Here is a 26910-nt window from a genome sequence, read left to right as displayed (position 1 = left end):
GCGTCTGGTTTTTATTTGTTTTCACTAAGGACTTGTTGGCTATACCACGTTTGGAGTTTTTCATTTTCGTTAGCTTCTAAATAACGTAACGTTAAACTAGCAGCATGACTACCTTCACGAATGACAAAATCTAAATGATGAGTGTTACCATGTACCATAAAGATTGATTGGTGATGATTGATCAGTTGGAGCTTGTTAGCTCGTAGTAAAAATATTTTTTTCGTCATAAAGACATTATTTTGGATATTTAACTGATCAGCGAATATCGCATATTTAGTTTCAGTGTTGTCCAACCATGCCCAGACGGTAATACAAGTGATAATAATGATAATCCCAATGATAATTACGGGAATGTACCAACCATAATAAATTGGGATAAGCACAAGTGGTAACCAGCAAAACCACAGCCAGCCAATCCGCCAAAAATTCCAAAAGTGCGATTTGGCATTATCCCGACCTAACTGATTAAACTCAAATTCATATTCCGGTAATAAGTTTTTTAAGACGACTGGAAGATTAAGTTGGTCAATGACGGGAATTAAGACGAGGGATTTATCATTGGCATCTTCTTGTTTGTCAGAGCCAGAAATGAATAATTTAACAGTATATAATTTAAATAACCGCCGTAAAAATGATTGTTCAATCGTGATCCCTTGAATTTTACGTTGATCAAAATGGACCGTAGTTTTACTGAAAAAACCTTTGCTAATGCTAAAAGTATTGTTATTACGGGTCACAACTTGGTGGTAATAACGATTCAAAATTTGTAACAAGCTCAAAAACATCCCAAAGATAATCGCTAAGATAGTCAACGCGACAATCGCAATCACGGAATTTTTAACAACTAATTGATTGACTTGATTAAGAAAATGTTTGGGAATAATTTCTGACAGATGGGAATATAGTAAAAATAAAATTGATATCCCCGGTAAAATCCCTAATGAAGTTAAGCCGTAAATCATGAGTTCGTGCATGTTAATGGCGTAACTGATATCGTTTTTGGGGTTAGGCGTCGTCGGTTGCTTGACCATCGCTTCATGCGTATCGCTACCAGTTGTCTGGGGATAAAGTACTTCAACTTGTCCTGGTATTGGGCTGTGTTGGCGTTGATTACGGGTGGCCTCGATTTCATCAGCCGCGGCAATGGTGAGGGCTTTTAATACAATTGGTTCATCATCTTGACTAGCGGTTTCAATTTTTAATTCAACTAGTTTAAAGATTTGCATATACCATGGTTGAATTCGTTCGATAGATTGAATGCGCGTATATGGCATATGCCGGGCTTGTTTAATAATCACGCCGGTTTTAAAACTAAATTCTTGGGCTTCGAGCGCATAGGTGGTTTTGAAGTAGTTAATAATCGGCAAAGCAATAATTAAGAGGGCTAATATTATGCAAAGGCCAAATAAAATGGGCTTGGGCAAATTAAAAGTACTAGCGATAAAGATTAGGATAACAAAAATAAAGACGGAATTAATTAAGCTATTAATGACCGTGATGGGGACTAGTAACCAGTGTAAACGTTTAGGCATTTTCTTCCCTAGCCTTTCGTGCAGCTTTGACAATTTGGTTACGTAAGCTATCAGCTTCAGCCTCCGTAATCCCGGAAATTGAAAAGCCATCGGCGGCGGTGACTACTTTAAGTTCTTTTAAATGCGCCATTTGTAAGAGGGGGCCTTGTTCTAAATCGACGTTTTGAATCCGATTGATCGGAATTGTGCGTTGTTGGCGAATAAAGAAACCGGATTGAATGAAGACAAAATCAGCATTAATTTCATAGCGCCAGAAACGATAATAGTAGGGCACGAGGGCGATATTAATAATATCAAGTAACAGAGCAAGGACCGCAACGATTAAAACATAGGGGGTAATGATTGGTAGAAAACGTTGACTAACGTACCAAGCCACACTGCAGATAATTAGTAAAATGATTAAGCCGATGACTTTGCTAACTAGCCAAACTGGAATAATTTGTTTAGGTAATGCTTTTGTTTGATTCATAATGGCTCCATTCATATAACAAAAATTTATAAAATGATAACATAAATCACCAAGATAACCAACCAGGATAACCAAATTGCATGCGATGACATTTAGATATTGTCGATTCTTTCTGTAACGTGTTAAACTTTAAGTAATCTAAATTACAATGAGGTGGATACACATGGACATTTTCGTAGGCGAAGACAAATTTCAAACAGTTGGTGAACCAGTTTCAGTAGGAATGGAATTGCCACACTTTAAGTTAATCGACGCAGAAGGTAACAAAGTTAAGACAGCTGATTTATTAGGTAAGGTTACTTTGATTAGTGTGGTACCAAACATCGAAACTAACATCTGTGCTTTACAAACAAAGCACTTTAACGAAGTTATTGATAAGTACAACGACATTAACTTTATTACAGTTTCAACTAACTCAGTTGAAGAACAAACTAAGTGGTGTGCTGCTGAGGGTGTTGAAAACATGAAGATGCTTTCAGATAAAGAAGAATCATTTGGTTACGCAATGAACCTCTTTATTGAAGCAACTGCTTTTGATGCACGTTCAATTTACATTATTGATGAAAACGGTCAAATCGTTTACCGTCAAATTGTTGAAATTACTGGTACTGAACCAGATTACGCTGATGCACAAGCTAAGTTGGATGAAATTTTAGCTAAATAAAGTAGTAGCGGATATTTTTTGAAAATGTTAATATAAATGCAACGATGTAAGAGGATTAGTAAGTATTCTTAATTTTAGCGACAAGGTGGTTGGTGCAAACTTTGATAAGAACTTACGAAGGTAGCTTACATGCATCTGATTCTGAACTAATAGTAGGAATTAGCGGTTTAACAATCCGTTACTATTGTTAGAGTGGACCCTCAATAATTTGAGCGGTCAATTCAGGTGGTACCACGACTTTTACAGCCGTCCTGATTGCATTTAGCAATCGGGACGGTTTTTTATTTTAGAAAGGGAATTATTATGGCAAAAGATATTGATATGTCAACCAAATACGATCCAACTTCTGTTGAAGCGGGCCGTTACCAAGCTTGGAATGAAGCTGGTTTATTTAAACCTTCAGGAGACAAAACAGCACACGCATATTCAGTTGTGCTTCCACCACCTAACGTGACTGGTAAGCTCCACTTAGGTCACGCCTGGGATACGGCTTTACAAGATATGATTGTGCGGCAAAAACGGATGCAAGGTTTTGATACTGTCTGGGTACCAGGAATGGACCACGCTGGGATTGCCACACAAGCGAAAGTTGAAGCACGATTACGTGAAGAAGGCATCACTCGTTATGACTTAGGTCGTGAAAAATTCATCGACCAAGTATGGTCATGGAAAGATGAATATGCTTCAATCATTAAAGCCCAATGGGGTAAATTAGGTCTGTCACTTGATTACTCACGGGAACGTTTTACCCTTGATGAAGGGTTATCAAAAGCCGTCCGGAAAGTCTTTGTTGACTTGTATAACAAAGGTTTAATTTACCGTGGTGAATACATTATTAACTGGGATCCCCAAGCCCGGACCGCTTTATCAGATATCGAAGTTATTCACCAAGATGATGAAGGAGCATTCTACCACGTTAAGTATCCATTTGTTGATGCTGATGTAACTTACGATGGTAAAAATTATATTGAAATTGCCACGACACGTCCTGAAACAATGATGGGGGATGTGGCAGTTGCTGTTCACCCAAGTGATGAACGTTACAAAGCCTTAGTTGGTAAGAAGGTTATGTTACCACTTGCCAACCGTGAAATTGAAATCATCGCGGATGAATATGTTGATCCAGAATTTGGAACGGGGATGGTTAAAATCACGCCGGCCCACGACCCTAACGACTTCTTAGTTGGTAACCGTCATAACTTACAACGGATTAACACAATGAACGACGATGCATCAATGAATGAATTAGCCGGTAAATACAACGGTATGGATCGTTTTGATGCCCGTAAAGCGATTGTTGCTGACTTAGAAGAACTTGGTCTAATGCTCGCAATTGAACCAATTGTCCACTCAGTTGGGCACTCAGAACGGACAGGGGTACAAATTGAATCACGCCTTTCAACGCAATGGTTCGTTAAGATGAAGCCACTTGCCGAACAAGCATTAGACATGCAAAAGGGTGAAGATCGTGTTGAATTTGTCCCTGCACGTTTTGAAAATACGTTCACTAGTTGGATGGATGATATCCATGACTGGGTTATCTCGCGACAATTATGGTGGGGCCACCAAATTCCAGCGTGGTACAACAAAACAACTGGTGAAACTTATGTCGGTGAAGAAGCGCCTAAGGATATTGAAAACTGGGAACAAGATAACGATGTGCTTGATACATGGTTCTCAAGTGCCTTATGGCCATTTACCACGCTAGGTTGGCCAGATCTTGATGAAGAAGACTTTAAGCGTTACTTCCCAACTTCAACCTTAGTTACTGGTTATGATATTATTTTCTTCTGGGTTGCCCGGATGATGTTCCAATCAAAAGAATTTACTGGACGTCGGCCATTTAAGAATGTTTTAATTCACGGTTTAATTCGTGATGAACAGGGTCTCAAGATGTCTAAATCACTCGGTAACGGGATTGACCCAATGGACGTGATTGAAAAGTACGGTGCCGATGCCTTACGGTGGTTCTTATCAACTGGGTCAACACCTGGTCAAGATGTTCGTTTCTCATACACGAAGATGGATGCTGCTTGGAACTTCATTAACAAGATTTGGAATGCATCACGTTACGTAATCATGAACCTTGATGAAAATACCAAGCCTGAATTACCAGCAACAGAAGATTTAACATTAGCTGATAAATGGATTGTTTCACGTTTACAAGCAACGATTAAACAAGTAACAACGATGTTTGATAAGTTTGAATTTGGTGAAGCTAATCGGGCCCTTTATAACTTTATCTGGAATGATTTCGCTGACTGGTACATCGAAATGACGAAGGAAACTTTAAATGGGGATGATGTAAAAGCCAAAGCCAATGTGCAAAATACTTTGGCCTACGTCTTGGATCAAACATTACGCTTACTTCACCCAACAATGCCATTTGTAACTGAAAAGATCTGGTTATCAATGCCACATAACGGTGAATCATTAGTGGTTGCGGCGTACCCAACATATGATGAAACTTTAGCTAACCCAGTTGCTGAAAAGCAATTCCAAAGCTTAGTTGATTTAATTACCGCCGTACGTAACATCCGTAGTGAAGCAAATGCAGCGATGTCAACGCCAATTGATTTGTTAATCAAGACCAACGATGCGGACTTGCAAACAATTTTCAACGAAAATGCAGATTACATTAACCGTTTTGCACATCCAAAGGCAATGCAAATTGGGGCTGATGTAGTGGCACCTAAGTTGGCGATGACGCAAGTTATTACGGGAGCTGAAATTTATGTTCCGCTTGCTGAATTGATTGACATTAAAGATGAAATTGCACGCCTTGAAGGTGAAGTTAAGAAGCTCCAAGGCGAAGTAAAACGTGGTGAAGGTAAACTTGGTAACGAACGCTTTGTTAACAATGCCCCTGAAGACGTGGTCGCTGAAGAACGGCAAAAATTAGCTGACTGGCAAGAAAAATTAGCTATTACGCAAGCACGTTTAACTGAATTACAAAACGCTTAAAGTAATCTAAAATTTAGTAAATAAAAAGAGAGCGTGACAGAAGTCGGGCGATATCGAGAAATACACTAAAAATCCCCATGAAGAATTTTCTTCATGGGGATTTTGTCGTAATTCGAATATATCGGACTTCTGGAGCGCATTTTGGCAGCAATTTAGTACTCAAAAAGAGTTAAGTTATAGCATTTTTTTACTATATTAATCATCTACTGAAATTACACCGTTTGAAGAAACGTCAGCTTCATAATGATTATCCCCTTTAAAATTCCACGATTGGATATTTTCACAAGCTGAAAGATTAGTGTGAATTTGCTAGAATTAGGAGGCAGACTAAAGGTTACGTGAATCAAAAGGAGTAAGCGATGCAACGCTGTCAATGGATTACTGGGCAACCAGGTTTTTATGTTAACTATCACGATCATGAATGGGGTAAGCCAATTTATGGCGACCAAAAATTATTCGCATGTCTCGTCTTGGAATTATTTCAAGCGGGCTTAAGTTTCAAAACGATTTTAAATAAACGGGCTAATTTTCAAACTGCTTTTGCTCATTTTGCGATTGATCAAGTCGCCCAGTTTACGGCCGTTGATGTCGAACGGTTAATGCAAGATGCCGGAATTGTGCGGCATCGGGCTAAAATCTTAGCAGCCATTACCAATGCCCAATGTATTGTTAAGCTGCAAGCACAAGGGCAAACATTTACAGATTTTGTATGGCAATTTGTGGATAATCAAGTAATTGATCATCAGATTACAACGATGGCTACTATTCCCACGAGTATTTCAGCCACCCAACAATTACAAAAAGCGTTAAAAAAAGCCGGGTTTAAATTTGTTGGTGAAAAAACCGTCTATGCTTTCATGCAAGCGGCAGGATTAGTAAATGACCATGAAATAACATGTGCATTTCATGGCTAACAATTTTACTAGCTTAAAACCTTTAATTATGTTAAAGTATACGGTAGATTGTCATTTGAAATTATAAACGGAGGCCACAGACGTGTACGATATTTTATTAGGCGCATTGCTCGTAATTAGTGTGTTGATTATTATTGCGGTAATGATGCAACCATCTAAACAACAAGATGCATTGAACGCATTGACTGGTGGAGCCGGTGAATTATTTGCTAATCGCAAGGCTCGGGGATTTGAAGCCGTTATGCAACGGGCAACCGCAATTCTTGGCGGATTATTTTTCGTAATTGCATTAGTTTTGGTTTATTTATCAGCTCATAAATAATTACAATATTAATCCCCAGGTAGTTCTTTGCCCGGGGTTTTTATATATAATGGCCTTGTAGTAATGATTTTGCTGGCCTTGATGCTTTTTATGAGCTTAAATAGTTGATAAAAGGTGTTAAGTAGCAAGCATGGCTACAAGGATGAGAGAAGAGAAACGCATTGGAACATAAATAAACTTTGAATGTGAGGATGAATTTATGTATCAGGCACCAAAACCATTTTTCTTTGCAAATGAATCAGCAACTAAGGCTGTGGTGATGTTTCATGGCTATGCTGGTTCAACCAACGATATGCGGATGTTAGCACGGTCACTACAACGGCAAAATTATGCGGTGTATTGTGCGAATTTTGCTGGCCATGGGACTGGTGAACCGCGGGATATTTTAACCAAAAATATTGATGATTGGTTACAAGATGCCCGGGATGCGGTTAGTTATGTTCGTGATCGCGGATATAAAGAAGTTGCTGTGTGTGGGCTTTCATTAGGAGGCTTAATTGCCACTTGGATGTTAGCTGAATGTCAGGATATTAAAACTGGCATTGCGATTAGTGCGCCATACATCATGCACGTTACGGTGCACTTTTATGATCAATTCATCTACTATGCTAATTTAGCATATCGGGCACAAGGACTTGCTGAAGCAACGATTATGACTAATGATCGGGCATTGCGGTTAGCGGTTCCTAAACAAATCGAAGAAATTACCCACTTGTCAGAAATGGTTAATAAGCGGGCGGGTGAGATTTACCAACCGATGCTGCTTGCTCAAGGAGAAGCTGATAATATGCTTAATTTAGGGAGTGCAGCGACGTTTGCCAGCCACTTGCCAATGGAGCCAACTATTCAGTATTATCCGGATGCTGGTCATGTTTTGACAGTTAATGAAGCGCATCATGCATTAGAAGCTGACGTATTACATTTTTTAGATGATAATCTTTAGAAAATGTTGAGAAAGAGGAAATATATGAACGAACAAACTTTGCAAGCGCAATTAGCAAGCTTTTTAAAAGCTAACCACACTCAAAGCTTTTCGGCGCAAGTACTTACAGATGGACTTCGCTTGGATGATGCCAATGCATTTACTAAGGTGGTCCAAGCATTAGCCCAACTTGAACGTGACAAAAAAGTCATGGTTAATGAAGCCGGTGAATTTACTTTTGCTCCTGAAAATCAAAAAATGGGAATTTTCCATAGTAATGAAAAAGGGTTTGGGTTTGTCAAATACGATGAAAACGAGTTAGATGTTTTTATTAGCCCAGCCAATACTTTAAATGCTCTTAATGGGGATGAAGTGGCCATTGAAATTACTCGTAAATCAACTGATCCTAGCCGTGGACCAGAAGGTAAAGTTACAGAAATTATGACGCACCACTATGAAAAAGTCGTTGGTCAATTTAGTCTTGGTTCAAACAAACCAGGGATTATTGGTTCAATCAAGTTAACTGACAAAAAGATTTTGACTTATGAATTTTTTGTAACCGATGCTGGTTTAACACCACAAGATGGTGAAGTTGTGACGGCTGATATCGTTACTTACCCAACAGCAGAAAATCCTAAAGAAATTTATGGGGTTGTGACGGAAGTTATCGGTTTCAAGGATGAACCCGGGATTGATATCTTACAAATTGTCTACAATCACGATGTACCGCACGAATTTCCAGCTGAAGTTTTAGAACAAGCCAAAGCGATTCCAGACCACGTCTTGGATACGGAAAAAGCCGATCGCGTCGATATTACTGATCAAACGCTGGTAACAATTGACAGTATTGAATCAAAAGATTTGGATGATGCCGTTGTGGTATGGAAATTGCCAAATGGCAACTTCCATCTCGGGGTCCACATTGCCGATGTTTCAAACTACGTTGTTGAAGGTACACCTTTAGATGCTGAAGCCTATAATCGTGGGACATCAGTTTACTTAACTGACCGGGTTATTCCAATGTTGCCCCGGAACATTTCTAATGGGATTGCTTCATTGAACCCAGGGGTAGAACGCTTAGCAATGTCAGCGGATATGGAAATTGATCGCAATGGGGAAGTTGTTAACCACAAGTTATACACTTCTGTGATGAAATCCCATGCCCGGATGACTTATAAAGCGGTTAACAAAATTTTGACTGATCAAGATGAAGCTACACGGGCGGAATACCAAGAATTAGTTCCAATGTTTGAAGCGATGGAAGAGTTACACCACATCATGGTTGCCAAACGTAAGCGTCGTGGTGCCATTGAATTTGATGCACCTGAAGCCAAAATTATTGTTGATGAAAATGGTAAGCCAACGGATATTGAATTACGTGAACGTGGTTTATCTGAACGCATGATTGAATCATTTATGTTAGCGGCTAATGAAACAGTTGCTGAACACTTTGATCGTTTACACGTACCATTCCTTTACCGGATTCACGAAACGCCAGATGGTCAACGTGCACAAAGTTTCTTTGAATTTGTGCAAGCGTTAGGTCACCCAGTTAAAGGTGATCCAAATAAGTTATCACCTAAGTTATTCCAAAGTATTTTAGGTGAATTAGCTGAAACTCCAGAAGAACGAATGGTATCAACGATGATGTTGCGTTCAATGAAACAAGCTAAATATTCAAACGAACCAGTTGGTCACTTTGGTTTGGGAGCTGAATACTACACCCACTTTACATCACCAATTCGTCGTTATCCTGATTTAACGGTGCACCGTTTAATTAAATGGTACGAAAAGAATGGTCTTGGTGAAGACGCCACGGCCAAGTACCGTGATAAATTAGCACAAATTGGGGAAGATACATCACAAAAGGAACGTCGTGCGGTTGATACCGAACGTGATACGGATGCGATGAAGAAGGCTGAATTTATGGAAGAACACGTTGGTGAAACATTTGACGCCGTTGTTTCATCAGTCTTGAAGTTTGGGATGTTTATCTCACTTGAAAACACGGTTGAAGGTTTGATTCATATTTCAAACATGACTGATGATTACTACCAATACATCGATTCACACATGGCATTAGTTGGTCGTCGCAGTCACCGGATTTTCCAAATTGGTCAAAACGTTAAGGTTCGCTTGGTCCGCGTTGATAAAGCGCAAAGTGCTCTTGACTTTGTCTTAGTTGATCCAAAGAGTGCCCCAACAACGACTTTACGGGCTCCAGAACCACAAAATAACGGTAATAACCGCGGTGGTAATGGGCGTGGCGGCGACAAACGTCGTCCTAATGATCACCGTAGTAGCAATAAACCTGGTAACTTTAATAAAGGTGGCAAGTTTGGTGGTAACAAAGAAAAATTTGGCGGCGGTGGTAAAGTCGGTGGCCGAGGGCAAAAAGGCCTTGGTCGTCGGAAACCAACTAGCCCAACGCGTGGTTCATAATTAATTATTAAAAGGAGGAGTCGCTTATGGCCCATCAGCTAAATGACGCTCTTGCTAGTAATAAAAAAGCCCGCCATGAGTACTTTATTGAAGATACTTATGAAGCGGGGATGGTCTTAACGGGAACCGAAATCAAATCGGTACGCGCCGGTAAGATTCAAATTGCCGATGGTTACATTCAAATTAAAAACGGTGAAGCAACGTTACTTAACGTGCATATTGCCCCCTTTGAACAGGGTAATCGCTTTAATGTGGATCCGTTACGTCCTCGCAAATTACTTTTGCATAAAAAGGAAATTAGTAAACTAATTAAAGAAACGCAAGCAACCGGGATGACGATTGTGCCCTTGAAAGTCTATTTAAAACATGGGTATGCAAAAATCTTGATTGGGGTTGCTAAGGGGAAACATGAATATGATAAGCGCCATGATTTGAAGAAGCGTGAACAAAATCGTGAAATTGAACGGGTGCTTAAACATCGATAATATTACAGAAAAAAGCTATTTCCATGTGGAAATAGCTTTTTTTGTTGATTTTTATGTAATAAAAAACATTTATTTGTTATTTTTGTGTTTTATGTTTCTTTTGTGTTACAGAAGTGTTACGATAAGTGTGTAGAAAAAATCATATAAAATTAACGTTTGGAGGTTAAGAAAATGAAATCATTGAAAAAAGTATTTGCAATTTTAATCGGTTTAGCAGTTGTCACATTATTTGTAGGGGTTAGCGTGCAAAATACGAATGCTTCCGTTGTTAACCACCAAACGGCTGGTAAAGTTATTAAGACACCTACTACCCCACAAATTATTTCTAAAAAAATTCAAGGTACTTGGTACTTCTTTGATAATAATAAACGACAACATAAGATTATAATTACAGGTAACACTTTTAAAATAGATAACGAAAATGCCACTGTTAATAAAAATGGATTTATGTACTACTATGCTGATGGAATTTACCAATTAGGTTACCGTTACTCAGATAATGGCTATGCTTTTAAGACAAAAGTACAACGTGTAAAAGGGCATAATGTTGTCACATTACAAATGATTAGTGCTAACTTTATTGGTACAAATGTCCTCACTCAAGGGCGTGCATATCATTTTGGGGCACAAGAGTTCTTTTAAGCCTAGACGCTAACTTGGTACAATATGATTATATAAATGAACTATCCCGCCGTGATTTAAAGTTACGGCGGGATAGTTCATTTATTGGTGATGACAGCTTATTGATTTAACTAAAATATGTTACTCTTTTTAAGGTAAATGCAATAAATAATTCTAAGTAGTTTAATGATAACTGTTTTAGGATATGGTATAATACAAAAAGTTATTACACAGGAACGAAAGGAAGTAGCAACGTGTTATCATTTGGACAACGAAACATTGGAATTGATCTTGGGACAGCAAACACCCTTGTTTATATTGAAGGTAAAGGGATTGTGTTGCGCGAACCATCAGTCGTAGCACGCAATACTCAAACAAACGAGGTTGTTGCTGTCGGAGAGGCTGCCCGTGAAATGATCGGTCGTACACCTGGCAGTATTCGGGCAATTCGCCCAATGCGTGATGGAGTCATTGCGGATTACGATACAACAGTTGCGATGTTAAAATACTATTTAGAAAAATCCCTTGGCGGCCGTGGTCAAAAGCCATTTGTAACTATTGGGGTACCATCAGGAGTAACTACAGTTGAAAAGCGGGCGGTTATTGATGCTGCGCGTGTGGCTGGTGCTCGTGATGCGTATGTAATCGAAGAACCTTTTGCAGCGGCTGTTGGTGCTGGCTTACCAGTTATGGAACCAACTGGATCAATGGTAGTTGATTTAGGTGGTGGAACAACGGATGTAGCTACAATTTCTCTTGGTGGGATTGTCTCAAGTCGTTCAATTCGAAAAGCTGGGAATGCACTTGATGAAGCTATCATTAATTATATTCGCAAGGAATACAATGTAACAATTGGTGAACAGACTGCAGAGCGACTTAAAATTGAAATTGGTTCAGCTGATGTTGAAGCGGCTAAAGCACTTGATGGTGCTCAGGCACGCGGACGTGATTTAGTATCAGGTTTACCAAAAACAATTACAGTAACAGCAGAAGACGTTGCTATTGCAATTAAAGATGTCGTATCAGAAATTATTATCGCTATTCGTGAAACCCTTGAAGAAACATCACCTGAAATTGCGGCTGATGTAATTGATCATGGGATTGTTCTCACAGGTGGTGGGGCAATGTTAAAACATTTAGATGATGTTATTTCAGAATCAACAAAAGTACCAGTATTTATTGCTCCAGAACCATTGGATGCTGTTGCAATTGGAACTGGTGAAGCTTTGAAGTCAATTGACGCATTACGTAAGACAAAATAATGATTAGTTAAGTGGCGTGCATGGGGAAACCGGTACGCCATTTCGCTTCATTAGGCATGTTAAATTTATCTTAATTTAATCTGCGAAGGGAGGAACATGATGAAGTTTTTTTCAACACGACGACTTGTATTTGTCATCATTGGCATTGTTGTCACAGTAGCATTATTAACTGGTTCAGTACTTGTCCGTAATCGGCGTGCAACGCCACCGGTGATTCAACAATTTGGTAACGATGTAGCGGGGGTTGTAGCTCGAGTTGTCAATTGGCCAGTTGCAGTAACCCATGGTGGATACGATTCAGTTGCACAACTTCTTGATACATACCAAGAAAACACACAATTACGAGCTAAAGTTGATGCATTAGCACAAGAAAAAGTTCGAGCTCAAGTACTTGAAAATGAAAATAAGTCATTAAAAAATCAATTGAATTTAAACGAAACGTTAACAGATTATTCTTTGATTAATGCAACAGTAATTAGTCGTGCACCTTCAGCGTGGTTAAGTCAATTAATTATTAATGTCGGGCGTAATGCTGGTATTAAGAAAAACATGCCAGTTGTATCTGGTAAAGGACTTATTGGTCGTATTAGTGAAGTTGATCGAACTACATCAAAAGTTGAATTGCTATCGGATGATAGTGGTTCATCTAATCGCTTTGCAATTCAAATCACTAATAAAGAAGGTGAAGCGATGTATGGAATCATCACAGGGTATAATCGCAATGCTAATCGTTTAATTGTTGGACAAGTTACTTCAAATATTAAGTTGAAAAAAGGTGATCAAGTCTTAACTAGTGGTTTAGGTGGTATTACACCTAAGGGACTATATGTAGGAGAGGTTGACTCGATTCACAATGATGCGAGTGGATTGTCTAAGTCGATATATATAAAGCCGGCTACTGATTTTGGAAATATTAATTTTGTATCGGTTGCAATCGAAAAATAAGGAGTAATTATGTTTGGTTTTTTTAATGGTTACCATACAAAATTAAAATGGATTTTTGCGGTAATTACATTCTTTTTACTATTTTTTGATGGGGCATTATTTGCTAATATGGCTGGTTTTTTAACAAAAGGGCAATACCATATTATGCCAATGTTACTAGTGATTTGGTTTGTTTATGCAGTTTTATTTGAACTTGATTTAGACTTACCAATCTATGCTTGGACACTTTTGGCTGGATTAATATATGATTTCTTCTATTTTGGAGTCATTGGTGGTTTTACAGTAGGACTACCAATTATGGTATGGGTAAGCAAGCAATTACGTTTCTATTTATCAGATTCAATAGTATCATTATGTATGATAATTATATTGTCAATAACGGCCTTGCAAATTTTCACTTACGTTGCTGCATTTATTGCAGGCCTTGATGTTGGTAATGCTGCTAATTATGTGGTACATACGTTTGCACCATCATTAGCTTTAAATGTGATTGTTGCAATTATTTTATACTTGCCATTTCGTCAATTGTTCCGTAAACTAAAAGAAATTTAAAAACTTTGAACAGAAGAGTAAGATTTAATATTAGTAACAGCGAGTCTAGAATGGTGCGAATAGACCAATATTAAATCTGAACCACATCTGGGAGTTGATTAGTTGAAATTTTAGTAGGCTAGTTCGGTTGGTCGCGTTATCGACTTAGGTTTTATTCAAATAAAACCTATTGAGGATTCTTGTGTGAGCAGGGATTGATTTTGAGGTGGAACCGTGCAAAGCACCCTCTTAACGTAATACGTTAAGAGGGTGCTTTTTTATTTTTTATATTATCAGGAGGCATATACAATGCAATATATTCAAACAGTTTTGCCCTCACTCTTAGCAGGGGCTTTAGTAACACTAAAGGTTTTTTGTTTAACAATTATTGGTGCATTACCAATAGGAATTTTAGTTGGCTTAGGTCTTAAGTCTGAATTTAAATTGGTCCGTTGGATTTTAAATGGTTATGTATGGTTAATGCGGGGGACGCCATTATTACTACAATTAATATTTGTATTTTATGGGTTACCCTTAATTAATATTACTTTTGATCGATTAGATGCAGCACTATTTGCATTTATTCTAAATTACGCCGCTTATTTTGCGGAAATATTTCGTGGGGGCTTTCAAGCAATTCCGATGGGGCAGTATGAAGCAGCAAAAGTGTTGCGCTTAAACCCATGGCAAACACAGCGTAAAGTTATTTTGCCACAAGTTATTAAAAATGTTATTCCACCGATTGGAAATGAAGTAATTAATTTAATTAAAGATTCATCATTAGTATATGTAATTGGAATTGGTGATTTATTAAGGGCTGGTAATATTGATGCTGCTCGTGATGTTACATTAGTACCATATATTTTGGTTGGGATAATTTACCTAATATTAACAGCTGTAACGACACTTGGCTTGCGCCGTTTAGAAAAATACTATAATTATTACCGTTAAGGAGTAAAACAATGATTGAATTGAAAAATATAAAAAAATCTTTTAATGGCCGCATGATTTTAAACGATATTAATTTAACAATTAATGATGGTGATATTTTAGCAATTGTTGGCCCATCAGGAGCTGGTAAAACAACATTATTGCGGGCCTTAGCTGGTTTAGGTGATATTGATAGTGGTGAAATTCTATTAGATGGACAACAATTTGATCCTCGCAACAGTGATTTAAAAAATAACGTAATCGGGGTAGTTTTTCAAGACTATAATTTATTTCCAAATTTAACAGTTTGGGAAAATGTTACCCTAGCACCAAAAATGGTCTTAAAAATGACAAAGCAAGAATTAGAAACTAGGATTAAGCCAATACTAACACATCTACAGTTGGCAGGAAAAGATGATCTATATCCGTTTGAATTATCAGGTGGAATGAAACAGCGTGTTGCAATTGCGCGAGCTTTAGCAATGCAACCAAGAGTTTTAGCCTATGATGAGCCAACATCGGCCTTGGATCCATCAATGCGTACGGAAGTTGCTAATTTGTTATTAGAATTAAAAAAAGATGGTGTCACACAGATTGTTGTTACACATGATATTGAATTAGCAAATAGTATTGCTGATAAAGTATTTACCGTCAATGCATTAAGTTAGGAGAAGCTATGGCGAAAAGAATTATAATAAGTATTGTCGGTTTTATAATTGCAATTTTGTGGCTTTTTATTATCGTTGGTCGTGGAGTTACAATTGGACATGACTTTAATCGTGCTGATAACTGGCGAACTTATCAACAAAATAAAACAATTACAGTCGGTTTAGATGATACATTTGTCCCAATGGGTTTTCGTAATAAGGAAGGACAAATCGTAGGGTACGATGTTGATCTTGCCCGTGAAGTATTTAAACAATATGGAATTAAAGTTAAATTTCAGCCCATTGATTGGCTCATGAAGGAAACCGAACTACGTAATGGAACGATTGATTTAATTTGGAATGGATATTCATATACACCAGAGCGTGCAAAAGTGGTTGGATTTTCAAAGCCATATTTTGCTAATGGCCAAGTCTTAGTTAGCCTACGTAGCAATAATATTTTAAAGTCGGCAGATATGAAAGGGAAAGTCTTGGGCGTTCAATCATCTTCAACTGGAGCAACCGACTTAGATGCTAACCCTAAAATTTTAAAACAATATATTAAGAATCATCAACCAATTTTATATGATACTTTCATGAATTCAATGAATGACCTAAATGCTGGCCGAATTCAAGGGGTGTTGATTGATCGAGTCTATGCAGATTATTATATTAGTCATTTACCTAACCCTAGTAAGTATCGAATTGTAGAAAGCGGTTTTCCAGTTGATCAATTTGCAGTGGGAATTCGAAAATCAGATATTACTTTACAAAATAAGGTAAATGAAGCAATTACAAAAATGCGCGTAGATGGTCAATTAGCAAAATTAAATCAAAAATGGTTCGGTGATACGAATATAAAAAAATAAACATATAAATTCGAGGTGATGCAAAATCCCTCGAATTTTTGCGTATTCGCGGAAAAAGAGTAATGTTAATTCAAAATTTGTTATAATTAAAAAAGAACAAGTGTTTGATTTATAAGACGAGGATTCACAAAAATGAAATTTATTCATACCGCGGATGTCCATTTGGGGCATCCGTTTACTGGCTTAAATAATGTGCCAAATAATCTAATGCAACAAGTTGAACAAGCGACTTTTACAAGCTTTATTAAATTAATTGATTTTGCACTTGCTAACGCAGTTGATTTTGTTGTGATTACAGGTGATTTGTTTGATACCCAACACCAAAGCGTTCAAGTGTTGGATTTTTTAGTTGCACAATTTAAACGTTTGGCGATACAAGATATCATGGTTTACTTGAGTTTTGGGAATCATGATTTTAACCAAACAATTGCGGAATTTGATTTTGGTAGTAATGTTACGCTATTTTCCGGTGATGTAACGGTAAAACATCAAACGACGCAACATGGTGAGAGTGTTAACATTGTTGGTTTTAGCTATCAACAACAACATGTCAAAGCAAAAGTTATCGATCAGTTCCCTATGAAAGAGACAGTTGATTTTCAAATTGGAATGTATCATGGTGCAATTGACGGACCATATGCACCTTTTAGTATTACAGACATGCGTGCTAAACACTATGATTATTGGGCTTTAGGTCATATTCATAAACGACAAGTCTTAGCTCAGCAACCATATATTATTTATCCTGGAAACCTTCAAGGACAAAATATTAAGGAATCTGGTATGAAGGGATTTTATTTAGTTACGAACCAAGGTGATCGGTTAATACCTGAATTTATTCCAGGAGCCAATGTTATATGGGAAACGTTAACTTTAGAAATTCCAGCTGTTGCTACGCAAAACGATTTGTTAAAGTTATTATTGCCCAAATTGGAGAAGTTTGCGACTGAGCATCAAGAATTAGTAATGACTAGAATTGATTTAGTATCTCAATTTGCTTTGCCAAATCTTTTAGAATTGCGGCTACTTGATGGGGCAACTGTTAATCAACTTAATCAGGAATTACGAGTTAATGGGATAAATCAGTTATGGATTAATGATCTTACCTTAAGACAACCAGAGCAAAATCAAGCATTAGCCGGATTAGATAGTCAAGCATGGGATGCGGCGGCTAAAATTGTATTTGCGCCAACAAATATTCATAATACTGGTTTGAAGAATGTTCCTGAAGCATTTGTTACGAGTCATTTTGATCAAGTTGAAGTTCAATCGCAATTACAGCATCGAGCTAAATTACTATTAGAATTATACTTAAGTGAGGATATTGTGGATGAAAATTGAAGCAATTAAAATCTATGGGTTTGGTAAGTGGGTAAATCAAGAATTCACGTTACCTGAAATGATGACGGTTTTTTATGGTGAAAATGAAGCAGGTAAATCAACATTAATGGCCTTTATTAATGGAATGTTATTTGGCTTTGCCAGTAAGAAAAGTAAGTTTATTAATACATATGAGCCCAAACAACAAGCCGTTTATGGTGGAGAAATTCAATTTTTACATCACAATAAAAAATACCGATTAATTCGTCGTTATCGAACTAACAGTGAGATAGAATTGATAAATTTACAAACGAATGAAAATTATCCCAATCCTCAGCCGATTCTAGATGATATTTTAGGCCCGATTACTAGTGAAACTTTTCAGCAAATTTATGCAATTAATGCGGATGAATTGGCTGAAGTACGTAGCTTAACCCCTAATGAACTAGAACAGCGATTACTTAAAATTGGTGCAGTAGGTGCAATTGGCTGGCTTCAAGTAGCGGATAAATTTGAAAAAGAAGCTCAGGTACTCTTTGCTGCTAATTCTAAAAATGGTAAGCGACCATTAAATGGCTTGCTCAATGAATACCGGAGGACAGTTGATAATCAATTGGAGATTCAACGACAATTACCAACGTACTTCGCAAGTTTAGAAAGTTTACAAAGTCAGCATGTAGCGATTGATAATTTAAAAGCCGAAATAAAAAAACGACAAGCAACATTGGTTGAATTAAATGAACTTGCCCGCTTAGAACCGCTATATCAGCAAATGCGAAAGTTAGAGCGTAAACAGGCACAACAAGTCCAACAAATTAATGAAGAAACTAAAGTTAGATTCGAGCAATTACAATTTCAAAAAACAAACTTAATTGAAGAAATTACCCATCTTGAACAGGAAATGCATACTTCAGATATTTCCTCAGTATACGGACAAGAATTTGAGCAACAAGTTACTAAACTACAGCCTCGCTTAGGCATGCTTATGGAGATGGCAGCTAACTATCGGGCAATGGAGCAACAAGTAAATCAATTAAGTGGCCAATATCAAACAGCGCTTAATAAATTTAATGAACTTAATTCAGCTTCACAACTACAACGTGTAACACCACCAACTAAGCAAAATAAATCAGTTAAATGGACAATTGGAGCGATAGTAGCCGGAATAGTAATACTATTATTTTTACCATTTACCATAATAATCAAATTTATTATAGCAATAATTGTTATGGCAATTATTTGGATAATTGGCCAACAAACATCATCTATTGAAATAACTAATGATGAAAAAATACCGATGGCAAACATTCAAGTTGCGCAAAGTCAATTACTTCAGGTGCAACAACAATTACAAGCAAGTCAACAACAATTACAAAAGTTAGTTCAAGCTATCAATCGTGAGCAACAAGGCATTAATAATTTGAAGTTAGAAAATGTTCAGAATTCAGTAATAGCTAGTGATTTTCCAAGGCAATTACAGCAGATAAATCAATTATTGAATGAATATATGGCAGAACAACAAGCCAATGCTTTAGGTAAAGCCGATCAAGTTTATCAAGAGCAATACTATAAGCAACGGCAGCAACAATTAGCTAATGTTCGACGAGAAATGCAAACGGTTTTAAATAGTGTTGGTTTAATAGATGAAAGTGAATTTCATTTACAGTTAGTTAAACAGAATGTCGATGCTCAACAAAATCAAGAATTAAGAGCAATGCAAAAGCAGTTTACTGAATTACAAATTAAACGATTAGCTAGTTTAACAACACCGGTTACAGATCTTATTGCATCGACTAATATGCAATTAACACAAGATAAAGTACAAATGGAAGCGTTGGAGTCACAACTAAAAACTTCACAAATCCAACATCTAAAAGTTGTTAGTAATGGGACTCTTAATGAAGTAGAACAACAAGTTGCCAATCTACAACATGACTTTTTGTCAGGGTTAGAGGATTTCATGGTTAAGCAACTTACATCACAGTGGATTAATGAAGCACTTAAACAGTCATCACAGCAAAGAATGCCACAGATAATTTTATTGGCAACGAAGTATTTTCAAATGCTAACAGGAGGTCATTTTGTTGCAATTAAAATGGAAAGTAATATGATATCCTTAGTGACATCAACTGAAGAAAACTTTACTTTAGCAGAATTATCTAAAGGCACTAGTGAGCAGTTGTATGTAGCATTTAGAATTGCATTCGCACAAGTACTGGCAGATTTGATTGAATTTCCAATTATTATCGATGATGGCTTTGTAAATTTTGATGCTCAGCGTTTGGAAAGAATGCATGGACTAATGCTTGATTTAAGTACTAAGCAGCAAGTTATTTATTTCACATCTAATCCAACTGTTTTAACAGACTTTACAGAACTACAGATTGTTACTTTATAATCTGATTTATAGATAAAAGAACGGCGGAAATTAATATGAGTGATAAATTATTGCATGACTTTAAGCTTAATGAACAAATTAATATTCCAGCTTTAATTAAGCAAGTTGTCGTCAGGACAGCTAAAACCGGCAAAGAATATTTAGCGATAGTCTTTGAAGATAAATCTGGTGAAATGGAAGGTATGTATTGGGGAGTTACACCCGATGAGATTAAAGTGTTTGTACCAGGTGTAATTGTACAATTGCATGCGACCCTACAGATATATCAAGGAAAGTCGCAACTTAAAATAACTAATCTTAAACGGCTTTCAACTGATGCGGAATTTAAACCTAGTGATTTTGTTGCGGCAGCACCAATTAGACGACAACAAATGGAAGAAGAAATTAATCAAATTTTATTTAGCATTACCAATCCAGAGTGGAATCGGATTGTACGGTATTTGCTACAAAAATATCATGAACAATTTTATAATTACCCGGCCGCTAAGAAAAACCACCATGCCTATACTGGTGGTTTGGCTTACCATACACTTTCGATAATACATCTAGCCCAAAGAATTGGACCGATGTATCCACAAATTAATCAAGGCTTATTATTAGCTGGGGCAATCTTACATGATATTGGTAAAACGGTTGAGCTGTCGGGGCCGATTGGCACATTGTATACAGTTCCTGGAAATTTAATTGGTCATATCGCTATTGCCGATGCTGAAATTGTATTAGCAGCACATGAATTACATTTAGATGAAAATTCTGAAAGTATTTTAGTATTACGCCATGTAGTTTTGGCACATCATGGCCTATTAGAATATGGTTCGCCTGTTAAACCAGCGTTGCTTGAAGCAGAGGTGTTACACCAGTTGGATGAATTAGATGCTAGCATTGAAATGTTTACACATGCGGCTAATCAGACAGAACCAGGTAAGTTTTCAGATCGTATATATGCATTAGACAACCGGATGATTTTTCATCCCCACGATTTAGAATGAATTAACAATGTGACTAAAGTCAGGCAGTATTGAGAAATACCTAGTAAAAATCCCAGGAAAAATCAAATTTTCCTGGGATTTTTGTCTATATTTATAGCATATCGGGCCTTTGAAACATATTTTAGCTGCAAATTATTGCTAAAATAACTACAGTTCAAACCGTTTATGGAATATTTAGATGGTGACATATACTAATATGTGGTATTCTCCAAAATTTGTCTCTATGGAATCATTTTGGTGATTATAAAATTTTTTCTTGTAAAATAATTGCAAATGATTTGGCATCGATTTTTAAACGATATTGTTCAAGTTCACCGTTCTTACGTAATGTGACGCCACCATTATAGACCATCCATTTGGTATTGTTAGCAAAATAAACTTCAGTATCACGGTTAAGCCAAGTACCTTCAATTTTACCACTATTAGCAAATTCATCATGAATTTTACTAATTAGTTTGGCATGCGTTTTGGCGACTGTTTTTTCTTGAGAGTTCTTACTACTAATGGCAGCAGCAACTCCAATACTTCCAATTATGCCAGCAATAATCCCAAAACCTTTTTTATTCATGTTAAATTTCTCCTGCCCATCTCCCAATCTACACTATAAAATAGCATAATCTCATATAAAAATAAATTAAAAAATTCGTTTGTAATCATTTCGTATTTTTTTAATTTTTTAGATGCGGTAAAATAAGGCTAATAGCCAAATAAGATGGTGTTTTCAGATTTAATAAGCCATGCTAGATTAAACTATCATATTGAAATGAGGAAAGTAAAAAATGAACGAAAAAGATTTTTTACGTGTTAAAAAGTATACAGAAATTCAAGGTACTAGTGGATTTGAACACCAAGTACGTGACATGTTTAAAGCTGATTTAACTCCATTGGTTGACGAGGTTAAACAAGACGGTTTAGGTGGTGTTTTTGGAATTAAACACGCCCAAGATATAAATGCACCTAAGATTATGTTTGCAGCTCATATGGATGAAGTTGGCTTTATTGTGACTAATATTACGCCAATGGGCTTATTCAACGTGGCAGCTGTTGGTGGCTGGAATCCATATGTGGTTTCATCACAACGTTTTACATTATTCACTCGGCATGACAGTATGCCAGTGGTGTCATCTTCAGTCTCACCCCATTTATTACGGGGGAACAGTGGTGTGAATGGTACACCTAAAGTTGATGATATTTTATTTGATGCCGGCTTTACTTCAGCTGAAGAAGCCCACGCATTTGGTGTACGTCCAGGTGATTTCATTGTGCCAGAAGTCGCTACAGTGATGACAGCTAATAAAAAACGGGTGATTTCTAAAGCTTGGGATAATCGTTTTGGAATGGTGACCGTGTTGGATACGCTTGATGCCCTTAAAGATGTTCAAACACCGAATACCTTAATTATGGGAGCCGATGTTCAAGAGGAAGTTGGTCTACGAGGAGCCCACGGGGCAGTTAATATGTTAAACCCTGACATTTTCTTTGCGATTGATTCATCAGCTGCCGATGATATTAATGGTAAGACTAATCATCAAGGGCACCTTGGTGAAGGGACTTTATTGCGAGTCTTTGATCCCGGTGTAGTCATGCCATTACGATTAAAAGAATTTGTCCTTGATATCGCCGAGTCAAATAACATTCCGTTCCAATACTTTGTTTCAAAAGGCGGTACTGATGCATCAGCAGCCCAATTACAAGCCCATGGAGTGCCATCAGTTGCCTTAGGGGTGGCATCACGTTATATCCACACGCACCAAACAATGTGGTCAATTCGAGACTTTGAAGCGGCCAAAGAATTAGTTAAACAATTAGCCGTGAACCTTGATAAGAGTGCGGTTGATACAATTATTGGTCGTTAAGCTTGAATGCTAACCAATATATGCTATAATTTAGTTACAAAAAATAAGTAAAATGGAGATGTAATATGAAAACTTTACCACAAATGGATCAAAAAACTTTATTAACTGAAATTGCTGATAAAAAAGTTATGTTATTCTTTACGGCTGATTGGTGTCCTGATTGTCGCTTTATTAAGCCAGCAATGCCTACAATTGAAACAAAATATTCTCAATTTGAATTTATCACCGTTGATCGCGATGAAAATATTGACTTATGTGCGGAATTAGATGTCTATGGCATTCCAAGTTTTATCGCATTTGAGAATGGTCAAGAATTAGGACGTTTCGTAAATAAGGATCGTAAAACTCAGGTTGAAGTTGAAAATTTCATCGAAAGTTTATAAAAAATCTAGGTATAAGTGAGTTTTTTGGTTGAAAAGCACACGACTTACCTCTAAACTAAAAGTTGGACGCAAAAGTTGGGCGACCAACTTTTTTTATTCAAATACTTAAATAGGCAGGAAACGAGATGTTAATTGCAAGTTACAATCCCAAACACGTTGGTGATACTCTAATGTTGTTACTTCAACCCGATGTTGCAGTGCAAGCAAGTGAAAAGAAGGGCCAAATTGTCCGACTTTATGATGAAACAACTCAGGCAACGATTGGGTTTAACTTTTTTGAAATTAGTAATTTACTAGACTTACCTACAGAAGGCGGACAGGTCTTTTTAACTGATAATCAAGTTGATAAATTAAATGAAGCATTAGTTGCGGTTGGATTTGAAGCTGAATTAGTACCAGATTTAACACCAAAGTTTGTAATAGGTTACGTTGAAAGTGTCACACCACACCCAGATTCAGATCATTTACAAATCACAAAAACAAAAATAGGTGATGATAAGTACGAACAGATTGTTTCTGGTTCACCAAATATGAAAGCTGATATCTACGTTGTTGTTGCTAAGGTTGGTGCAATGATGCCAAGTGGTTTAATTATTTGGCCAGGCGAGTTGCGTGGTGTACCATCAAACGGAATGATTGTTTCTGGTCGTGAACTTCAATTACCAAATGCACCACAAGTACCAGGTGCTTTGATTTTACCAGCAGATTTTCAAGCAATTGGTGAAGCATTAGATTTTGACAAAGCACAAGGACTATTTAGCTAATCTTGATAGTACATTCAACTGAGATTGTGCTATGATTTAGGGAGTAATCAAATTGATTACTCTTTTTTTATTACTTATATAGTAGTAAAAATAATATTTAATTAATGCAGTGTAGAAGGAGTTATTGTCACAATGGCAAACAAATATTATTTTATTGGAATAAAGGGGTCAGGTATGGCTTCACTTGCTTTGATTTTACATGATCAAGGACATGAAGTAGCGGGTTCAGATATTACTGAATATACTTTTACTCAAACACCGTTAGAAGAAGCCGGTATCCCAGTGTATCCTTTTGATGCTGCTAACTTGAATGAAGGTTGGACAATTATTCGTGGTAATTCATTTGAAGATGACCACATTGAAGTTGCTAAAGCCATCGAAATGGAATTAGATATTAAAACGTATCCCGAAATGGTCGAACAATTGGTTAATGAAACTACAGCAATTGGTGTTGCTGGTGCGCATGGGAAAACTAGTACAACAGGATTATTAGCTCATGTTTTATCTGGGGTTGCTACTACTAATTTTTTAATTGGGGATGGAACTGGTAAAGGAATGCCAAATGCCCGATTCTTTGCTTTTGAAATGGATGAGTATCGACGCCATTTTATGGATTACACTCCAGATTATGCAATTATGACTAATATCGATTTTGATCATCCAGATTACTATAAGGGCATTGACGATGTGCGATCAGCTTTCCAGGATTTAGCTAATCAAGTTAAAAAAGCAATTTTTGCATGGGGTGATGATGATCAACTACGTCAATTAAAAACCAAGATTCCAGTGTATTATTATGGTTTAAATGCAAGTGATGATTTTCAAGCTAAAAATATTGTGCGTGATCAATCAGGCGCCACGTTTGATGTATACTATCACGATACTTATCTAGGCCAATTTAAAACTAATCAATTTGGTCAACATGGTATTTTAAATACATTAGCGGTTATTGCAGTTGCTTACTTTGAAAAACTCGATTTAGCATTAGTAAAAGAAGAGTTACTTTCGTTTGGTGGTGTTAAACGTCGCTTCCAAGTAACAACATTGAGTAATGGGGTAATGATTGATGATTACGCACATCATCCATCTGAAATTAAGGCGACAATTGATGCAGCTCGTCAAAAGTTTCCAACACAAGAAATCGTGGCGGTTTTCCAACCACATACATTTTCACGAACACAAGCTTACTTTGACGATTATGTAAAAATCTTAGGAACCGCTGATAAAGTATTTTTAACTGAGATTTTTACATCTGCACGTGAAACTAGTGGTGATATTAAATCAGCTGATATTGGAGCAAAATTAACAAATTTTGGTGGTGTTTTGCACGAAGATTCAATGAATCAACTATTATCCTTTGAAAATGCAGTTTATGTATTTATGGGAGCGGGTGATTTACAAAAGTATGAAGCGATTTTTAAAAAGTTACTAACTAAATAAGTAATTTGTTTATTTAGTTGGATTCAGGTATGATTATGTAAAGTAATGATATAAAGGAGAACACTAAATGAATAATGATAATATGAGTTACTTTAATGAACAACAAACTAAAAGTGTTGATGTTACCGGATTAAGTGGTTTTTTCCGTCGAATGTACCGTTACATGGCCTTAGCCTTATTAGTCTCAGGTCTAACTGCTTATATAACTGCAACAAAATTTCCTCAAGTTATGGAAGCTTTAGCATTTAATCGGTTTATGTTTTACGGATTGGTAATCTTTGAATTAATTTTAGTAATTTTGGTTAATACGAAAGCCATGCGAAATGCTTTGACTGCTTTACCACTATTAGTACTTTTTGCTGTTGTTAATGGACTAACAATGTCATTTATTTTTGCTATCTATGCAGGTGCTTCTATCTTAGGGGCATTTGCAGGGGCTGCAGCAATTTTTGTGGGAATGTCAGCGTATGGCTATTTTACAAAGCGTAATATGGCTGGTTTAGGAACACACCTGTTTGGATTGTTAATTGGACTGATTGTTGCTTCAGTTGTTAATATTTTTTTACACAACTCAGTAGTCACACTGGTACTTTCATGGGCCTCGGTAGTAATTTTTACCCTATTGTCTGCTTATGATACTAATAAGATGAAACATCTTTATCTTGAATTTGGTAATCAAGCAAACGAGACTGGACTAGCTGTTAGTGGAGCTTTAACACTATATTTGGACTTTATTAATATATTCTTGAGCTTATTACAAATTTTTGGCGGTTCAAACCGTGATTAAACATAAGTTATCAGAAAGTTGATAACTTAAAATATAGAAAACGTTTGTGACACATAAAGCGTATTTTAAAATCCCGGGAAAATTTATTTTTCCTGGGATTTTTTGTTATACTTGAAATATTGATTTATCAAGCTTTTGAGCTGATGTGTGAAAAAAATTATTTTATTTCAAAAAAAGGGTTGTCATGAAGTAAAAATCAAGGTATTATATTTAAGTTGTCTTGTGACATTAACCCAAAAGTTAATTAAACAAAACAACGATTAATTAAATAACTAATTCAAATTAATTTAAAAAAGTTGTTGACTTATCAAATTAAAGCGAGTATAGTTAATAAATGTTGTTACGACATATTAAGTTGTTAACAACGACGTAGATCTTTGAAAACTGAATAAAGTTTTGACAATCAAATGTGTAAGTACTTTGAAATTAATTTTCAGAGTTAAACAAATTTGCG

25 protein-coding genes and 2 other annotated features are annotated in these 26910 nt (G+C 36.7%); of the genes, 22 read left to right on the top strand and 3 right to left on the bottom strand.

Going from position 1 to position 26910, the window contains the following annotated elements; genetic code table 11:
• Positions 1 to 11 precede the first annotated feature (11 nt).
• Positions 12 to 1532 (bottom strand): PH domain-containing protein, encoded by a 1521-nt coding sequence (locus tag HF964_RS06810; protein ID WP_168722302.1) that lies wholly within the window; start codon positions 1530 to 1532, stop codon positions 12 to 14.
• The gene (locus tag HF964_RS06805; protein WP_168722301.1) at positions 1525 to 2001 is read right to left on the bottom strand and encodes a PH domain-containing protein; all 477 of its coding nucleotides are present in this window, start codon (positions 1999 to 2001) and stop codon (positions 1525 to 1527) included. Before HF964_RS06805 ends, HF964_RS06810 begins: the two co-directional genes overlap by 8 nt.
• Positions 2002 to 2164: 163 nt before the next feature.
• Here HF964_RS06805 and HF964_RS06800 point away from each other — a divergent pair, with 163 nt between their 5' ends.
• The 17 genes from HF964_RS06800 (at position 2165) to HF964_RS06720 (ending at position 21226) form a co-directional block, all read left to right on the top strand.
• Complete coding sequence (locus HF964_RS06800) at positions 2165 to 2665, top strand: peroxiredoxin (protein ID WP_168722300.1); 501 nt, start codon at positions 2165 to 2167, stop codon at positions 2663 to 2665.
• Positions 2666 to 2697: 32 nt separating this feature from the next.
• Positions 2698 to 2922: a binding site (T-box leader), on the top strand.
• A gap of 46 nt (positions 2923 to 2968) precedes the next feature.
• Positions 2969 to 5629 (top strand): valine--tRNA ligase, encoded by a 2661-nt coding sequence (locus HF964_RS06795; RefSeq protein ID WP_168722299.1) that lies wholly within the window; start codon positions 2969 to 2971, stop codon positions 5627 to 5629.
• 359 nt (positions 5630 to 5988) lie between these two features.
• Positions 5989 to 6543 (top strand): DNA-3-methyladenine glycosylase I, encoded by a 555-nt coding sequence (locus HF964_RS06790; RefSeq protein WP_168722298.1) that lies wholly within the window; start codon positions 5989 to 5991, stop codon positions 6541 to 6543.
• Between the two features lie 82 nt (positions 6544 to 6625).
• A complete protein-coding gene (gene secG / locus HF964_RS06785) occupies positions 6626 to 6865 on the top strand; it encodes a preprotein translocase subunit SecG (protein WP_168722297.1) in 240 nt (79 codons plus the stop codon).
• Positions 6866 to 7064: 199 nt separating this feature from the next.
• A complete protein-coding gene (locus HF964_RS06780) occupies positions 7065 to 7808 on the top strand; it encodes an alpha/beta hydrolase (protein ID WP_168722296.1) in 744 nt (247 codons plus the stop codon).
• A 24-nt stretch (positions 7809 to 7832) separates the two neighbouring features.
• Positions 7833 to 10229, top strand: a complete 2397-nt coding sequence (rnr, locus tag HF964_RS06775) for a ribonuclease R (RefSeq protein WP_168722295.1) — start codon at positions 7833 to 7835, stop codon at positions 10227 to 10229.
• A gap of 26 nt (positions 10230 to 10255) precedes the next feature.
• Positions 10256 to 10714, top strand: a complete 459-nt coding sequence (gene smpB, locus HF964_RS06770) for an SsrA-binding protein SmpB (protein WP_168722294.1) — start codon at positions 10256 to 10258, stop codon at positions 10712 to 10714.
• A 171-nt stretch (positions 10715 to 10885) separates the two neighbouring features.
• Positions 10886 to 11356: a hypothetical protein gene (locus tag HF964_RS06765; protein ID WP_168722293.1), complete on the top strand. Its 471-nt coding sequence runs from the start codon at positions 10886 to 10888 to the stop codon at positions 11354 to 11356.
• Between the two features lie 233 nt (positions 11357 to 11589).
• Positions 11590 to 12597: a rod shape-determining protein MreB gene (locus HF964_RS06760; RefSeq protein WP_168722292.1), complete on the top strand. Its 1008-nt coding sequence runs from the start codon at positions 11590 to 11592 to the stop codon at positions 12595 to 12597.
• Between the two features lie 96 nt (positions 12598 to 12693).
• Entirely contained in the window at positions 12694 to 13542 is an 849-nt protein-coding gene (gene mreC, locus HF964_RS06755; RefSeq protein ID WP_168722291.1) for a rod shape-determining protein MreC, read from the top strand.
• A 9-nt stretch (positions 13543 to 13551) separates the two neighbouring features.
• Positions 13552 to 14094, top strand: coding sequence for a rod shape-determining protein MreD (mreD, locus tag HF964_RS06750; protein WP_168722290.1), 543 nt, complete (start codon positions 13552 to 13554; stop codon positions 14092 to 14094).
• Positions 14091 to 14325, top strand: a binding site (T-box leader). Its footprint overlaps the gene before it by 4 nt.
• A 57-nt stretch (positions 14326 to 14382) precedes the next feature.
• A complete protein-coding gene (locus tag HF964_RS06745) occupies positions 14383 to 15024 on the top strand; it encodes an amino acid ABC transporter permease (RefSeq protein WP_168722289.1) in 642 nt (213 codons plus the stop codon).
• 11 nt (positions 15025 to 15035) lie between these two features.
• Entirely contained in the window at positions 15036 to 15671 is a 636-nt protein-coding gene (locus HF964_RS06740; RefSeq protein ID WP_168722288.1) for an amino acid ABC transporter ATP-binding protein, read from the top strand.
• 8 nt (positions 15672 to 15679) lie between these two features.
• On the top strand, positions 15680 to 16519 hold the full coding sequence (locus HF964_RS06735; protein ID WP_168722287.1) for an amino acid ABC transporter substrate-binding protein: 840 nt from the start codon (positions 15680 to 15682) through the stop codon (positions 16517 to 16519).
• A gap of 132 nt (positions 16520 to 16651) precedes the next feature.
• A complete protein-coding gene (locus HF964_RS06730) occupies positions 16652 to 17860 on the top strand; it encodes a metallophosphoesterase family protein (RefSeq protein ID WP_168722286.1) in 1209 nt (402 codons plus the stop codon).
• Entirely contained in the window at positions 17850 to 20237 is a 2388-nt protein-coding gene (locus HF964_RS06725) for an ATP-binding protein (protein ID WP_168722285.1), read from the top strand. The genes HF964_RS06730 and HF964_RS06725 overlap by 11 nt, the downstream gene beginning before the upstream one ends.
• A 35-nt stretch (positions 20238 to 20272) precedes the next feature.
• Entirely contained in the window at positions 20273 to 21226 is a 954-nt protein-coding gene (locus HF964_RS06720; RefSeq protein ID WP_168722284.1) for a 3'-5' exoribonuclease YhaM family protein, read from the top strand.
• Positions 21227 to 21467: 241 nt separating this feature from the next.
• Here HF964_RS06720 and HF964_RS06715 read toward each other — a convergent pair whose 3' ends face one another.
• Positions 21468 to 21794 (bottom strand): hypothetical protein, encoded by a 327-nt coding sequence (locus HF964_RS06715; RefSeq protein ID WP_168722283.1) that lies wholly within the window; start codon positions 21792 to 21794, stop codon positions 21468 to 21470.
• 211 nt (positions 21795 to 22005) lie between these two features.
• On the opposite strand from HF964_RS06715, the gene pepA reads away from it, so the two are divergent.
• The 5 genes from pepA (at position 22006) to HF964_RS06690 (ending at position 26456) form a co-directional block, all read left to right on the top strand.
• A complete protein-coding gene (gene pepA / locus HF964_RS06710; RefSeq protein ID WP_168722282.1) occupies positions 22006 to 23082 on the top strand; it encodes a glutamyl aminopeptidase in 1077 nt (358 codons plus the stop codon).
• 65 nt (positions 23083 to 23147) lie between these two features.
• Complete coding sequence (locus HF964_RS06705; RefSeq protein WP_168722281.1) at positions 23148 to 23465, top strand: thioredoxin family protein; 318 nt, start codon at positions 23148 to 23150, stop codon at positions 23463 to 23465.
• A 125-nt stretch (positions 23466 to 23590) separates the two neighbouring features.
• Positions 23591 to 24229: a YtpR family tRNA-binding protein gene (gene ytpR, locus HF964_RS06700; RefSeq protein ID WP_168722280.1), complete on the top strand. Its 639-nt coding sequence runs from the start codon at positions 23591 to 23593 to the stop codon at positions 24227 to 24229.
• Positions 24230 to 24361: 132 nt separating this feature from the next.
• Positions 24362 to 25669 (top strand): UDP-N-acetylmuramate--L-alanine ligase, encoded by a 1308-nt coding sequence (murC, locus tag HF964_RS06695; RefSeq protein WP_168722279.1) that lies wholly within the window; start codon positions 24362 to 24364, stop codon positions 25667 to 25669.
• Between the two features lie 67 nt (positions 25670 to 25736).
• A complete protein-coding gene (locus tag HF964_RS06690; RefSeq protein WP_168722278.1) occupies positions 25737 to 26456 on the top strand; it encodes a Bax inhibitor-1/YccA family protein in 720 nt (239 codons plus the stop codon).
• Positions 26457 to 26910 lie beyond the last annotated feature (454 nt).

Source organism: Periweissella fabalis (assembly GCF_012396505.1).
GTDB lineage: Bacteria > Bacillota > Bacilli > Lactobacillales > Lactobacillaceae > Periweissella > Periweissella fabalis.
The sequence above is the reverse complement of the archived record's forward strand: the minus strand, read 5'-3'. Positions and strand labels throughout refer to the sequence as shown.

What these genes read in the sequence shown, in the direction of transcription:
- HF964_RS06735 (WP_168722287.1), top strand. Translation starts at nt 15,680, where the DNA reads ATGGCGAAAAGAATTATAATAAGTATTGTCGGTTTTATAATTGCAATT.
- ytpR (WP_168722280.1), top strand. Translation starts at nt 23,591, where the DNA reads ATGTTAATTGCAAGTTACAATCCCAAACACGTTGGTGATACTCTAATG.
- HF964_RS06705 (WP_168722281.1), top strand. Translation starts at nt 23,148, where the DNA reads ATGAAAACTTTACCACAAATGGATCAAAAAACTTTATTAACTGAAATT.
- HF964_RS06810 (WP_168722302.1), bottom strand. Translation starts at nt 1,532, where the DNA reads ATGCCTAAACGTTTACACTGGTTACTAGTCCCCATCACGGTCATTAAT.
- HF964_RS06805 (WP_168722301.1), bottom strand. Translation starts at nt 2,001, where the DNA reads ATGAATCAAACAAAAGCATTACCTAAACAAATTATTCCAGTTTGGCTA.
- HF964_RS06715 (WP_168722283.1), bottom strand. Translation starts at nt 21,794, where the DNA reads ATGAATAAAAAAGGTTTTGGGATTATTGCTGGCATAATTGGAAGTATT.
- HF964_RS06800 (WP_168722300.1), top strand. Translation starts at nt 2,165, where the DNA reads ATGGACATTTTCGTAGGCGAAGACAAATTTCAAACAGTTGGTGAACCA.
- pepA (WP_168722282.1), top strand. Translation starts at nt 22,006, where the DNA reads ATGAACGAAAAAGATTTTTTACGTGTTAAAAAGTATACAGAAATTCAA.
- HF964_RS06790 (WP_168722298.1), top strand. Translation starts at nt 5,989, where the DNA reads ATGCAACGCTGTCAATGGATTACTGGGCAACCAGGTTTTTATGTTAAC.
- HF964_RS06720 (WP_168722284.1), top strand. Translation starts at nt 20,273, where the DNA reads ATGAGTGATAAATTATTGCATGACTTTAAGCTTAATGAACAAATTAAT.
- HF964_RS06690 (WP_168722278.1), top strand. Translation starts at nt 25,737, where the DNA reads ATGAATAATGATAATATGAGTTACTTTAATGAACAACAAACTAAAAGT.
- smpB (WP_168722294.1), top strand. Translation starts at nt 10,256, where the DNA reads ATGGCCCATCAGCTAAATGACGCTCTTGCTAGTAATAAAAAAGCCCGC.
- HF964_RS06730 (WP_168722286.1), top strand. Translation starts at nt 16,652, where the DNA reads ATGAAATTTATTCATACCGCGGATGTCCATTTGGGGCATCCGTTTACT.
- mreD (WP_168722290.1), top strand. Translation starts at nt 13,552, where the DNA reads ATGTTTGGTTTTTTTAATGGTTACCATACAAAATTAAAATGGATTTTT.
- HF964_RS06780 (WP_168722296.1), top strand. Translation starts at nt 7,065, where the DNA reads ATGTATCAGGCACCAAAACCATTTTTCTTTGCAAATGAATCAGCAACT.
- rnr (WP_168722295.1), top strand. Translation starts at nt 7,833, where the DNA reads ATGAACGAACAAACTTTGCAAGCGCAATTAGCAAGCTTTTTAAAAGCT.
- HF964_RS06725 (WP_168722285.1), top strand. Translation starts at nt 17,850, where the DNA reads ATGAAAATTGAAGCAATTAAAATCTATGGGTTTGGTAAGTGGGTAAAT.
- HF964_RS06795 (WP_168722299.1), top strand. Translation starts at nt 2,969, where the DNA reads ATGGCAAAAGATATTGATATGTCAACCAAATACGATCCAACTTCTGTT.
- murC (WP_168722279.1), top strand. Translation starts at nt 24,362, where the DNA reads ATGGCAAACAAATATTATTTTATTGGAATAAAGGGGTCAGGTATGGCT.
- mreC (WP_168722291.1), top strand. Translation starts at nt 12,694, where the DNA reads ATGATGAAGTTTTTTTCAACACGACGACTTGTATTTGTCATCATTGGC.
- HF964_RS06740 (WP_168722288.1), top strand. Translation starts at nt 15,036, where the DNA reads ATGATTGAATTGAAAAATATAAAAAAATCTTTTAATGGCCGCATGATT.
- HF964_RS06765 (WP_168722293.1), top strand. Translation starts at nt 10,886, where the DNA reads ATGAAATCATTGAAAAAAGTATTTGCAATTTTAATCGGTTTAGCAGTT.
- HF964_RS06745 (WP_168722289.1), top strand. Translation starts at nt 14,383, where the DNA reads ATGCAATATATTCAAACAGTTTTGCCCTCACTCTTAGCAGGGGCTTTA.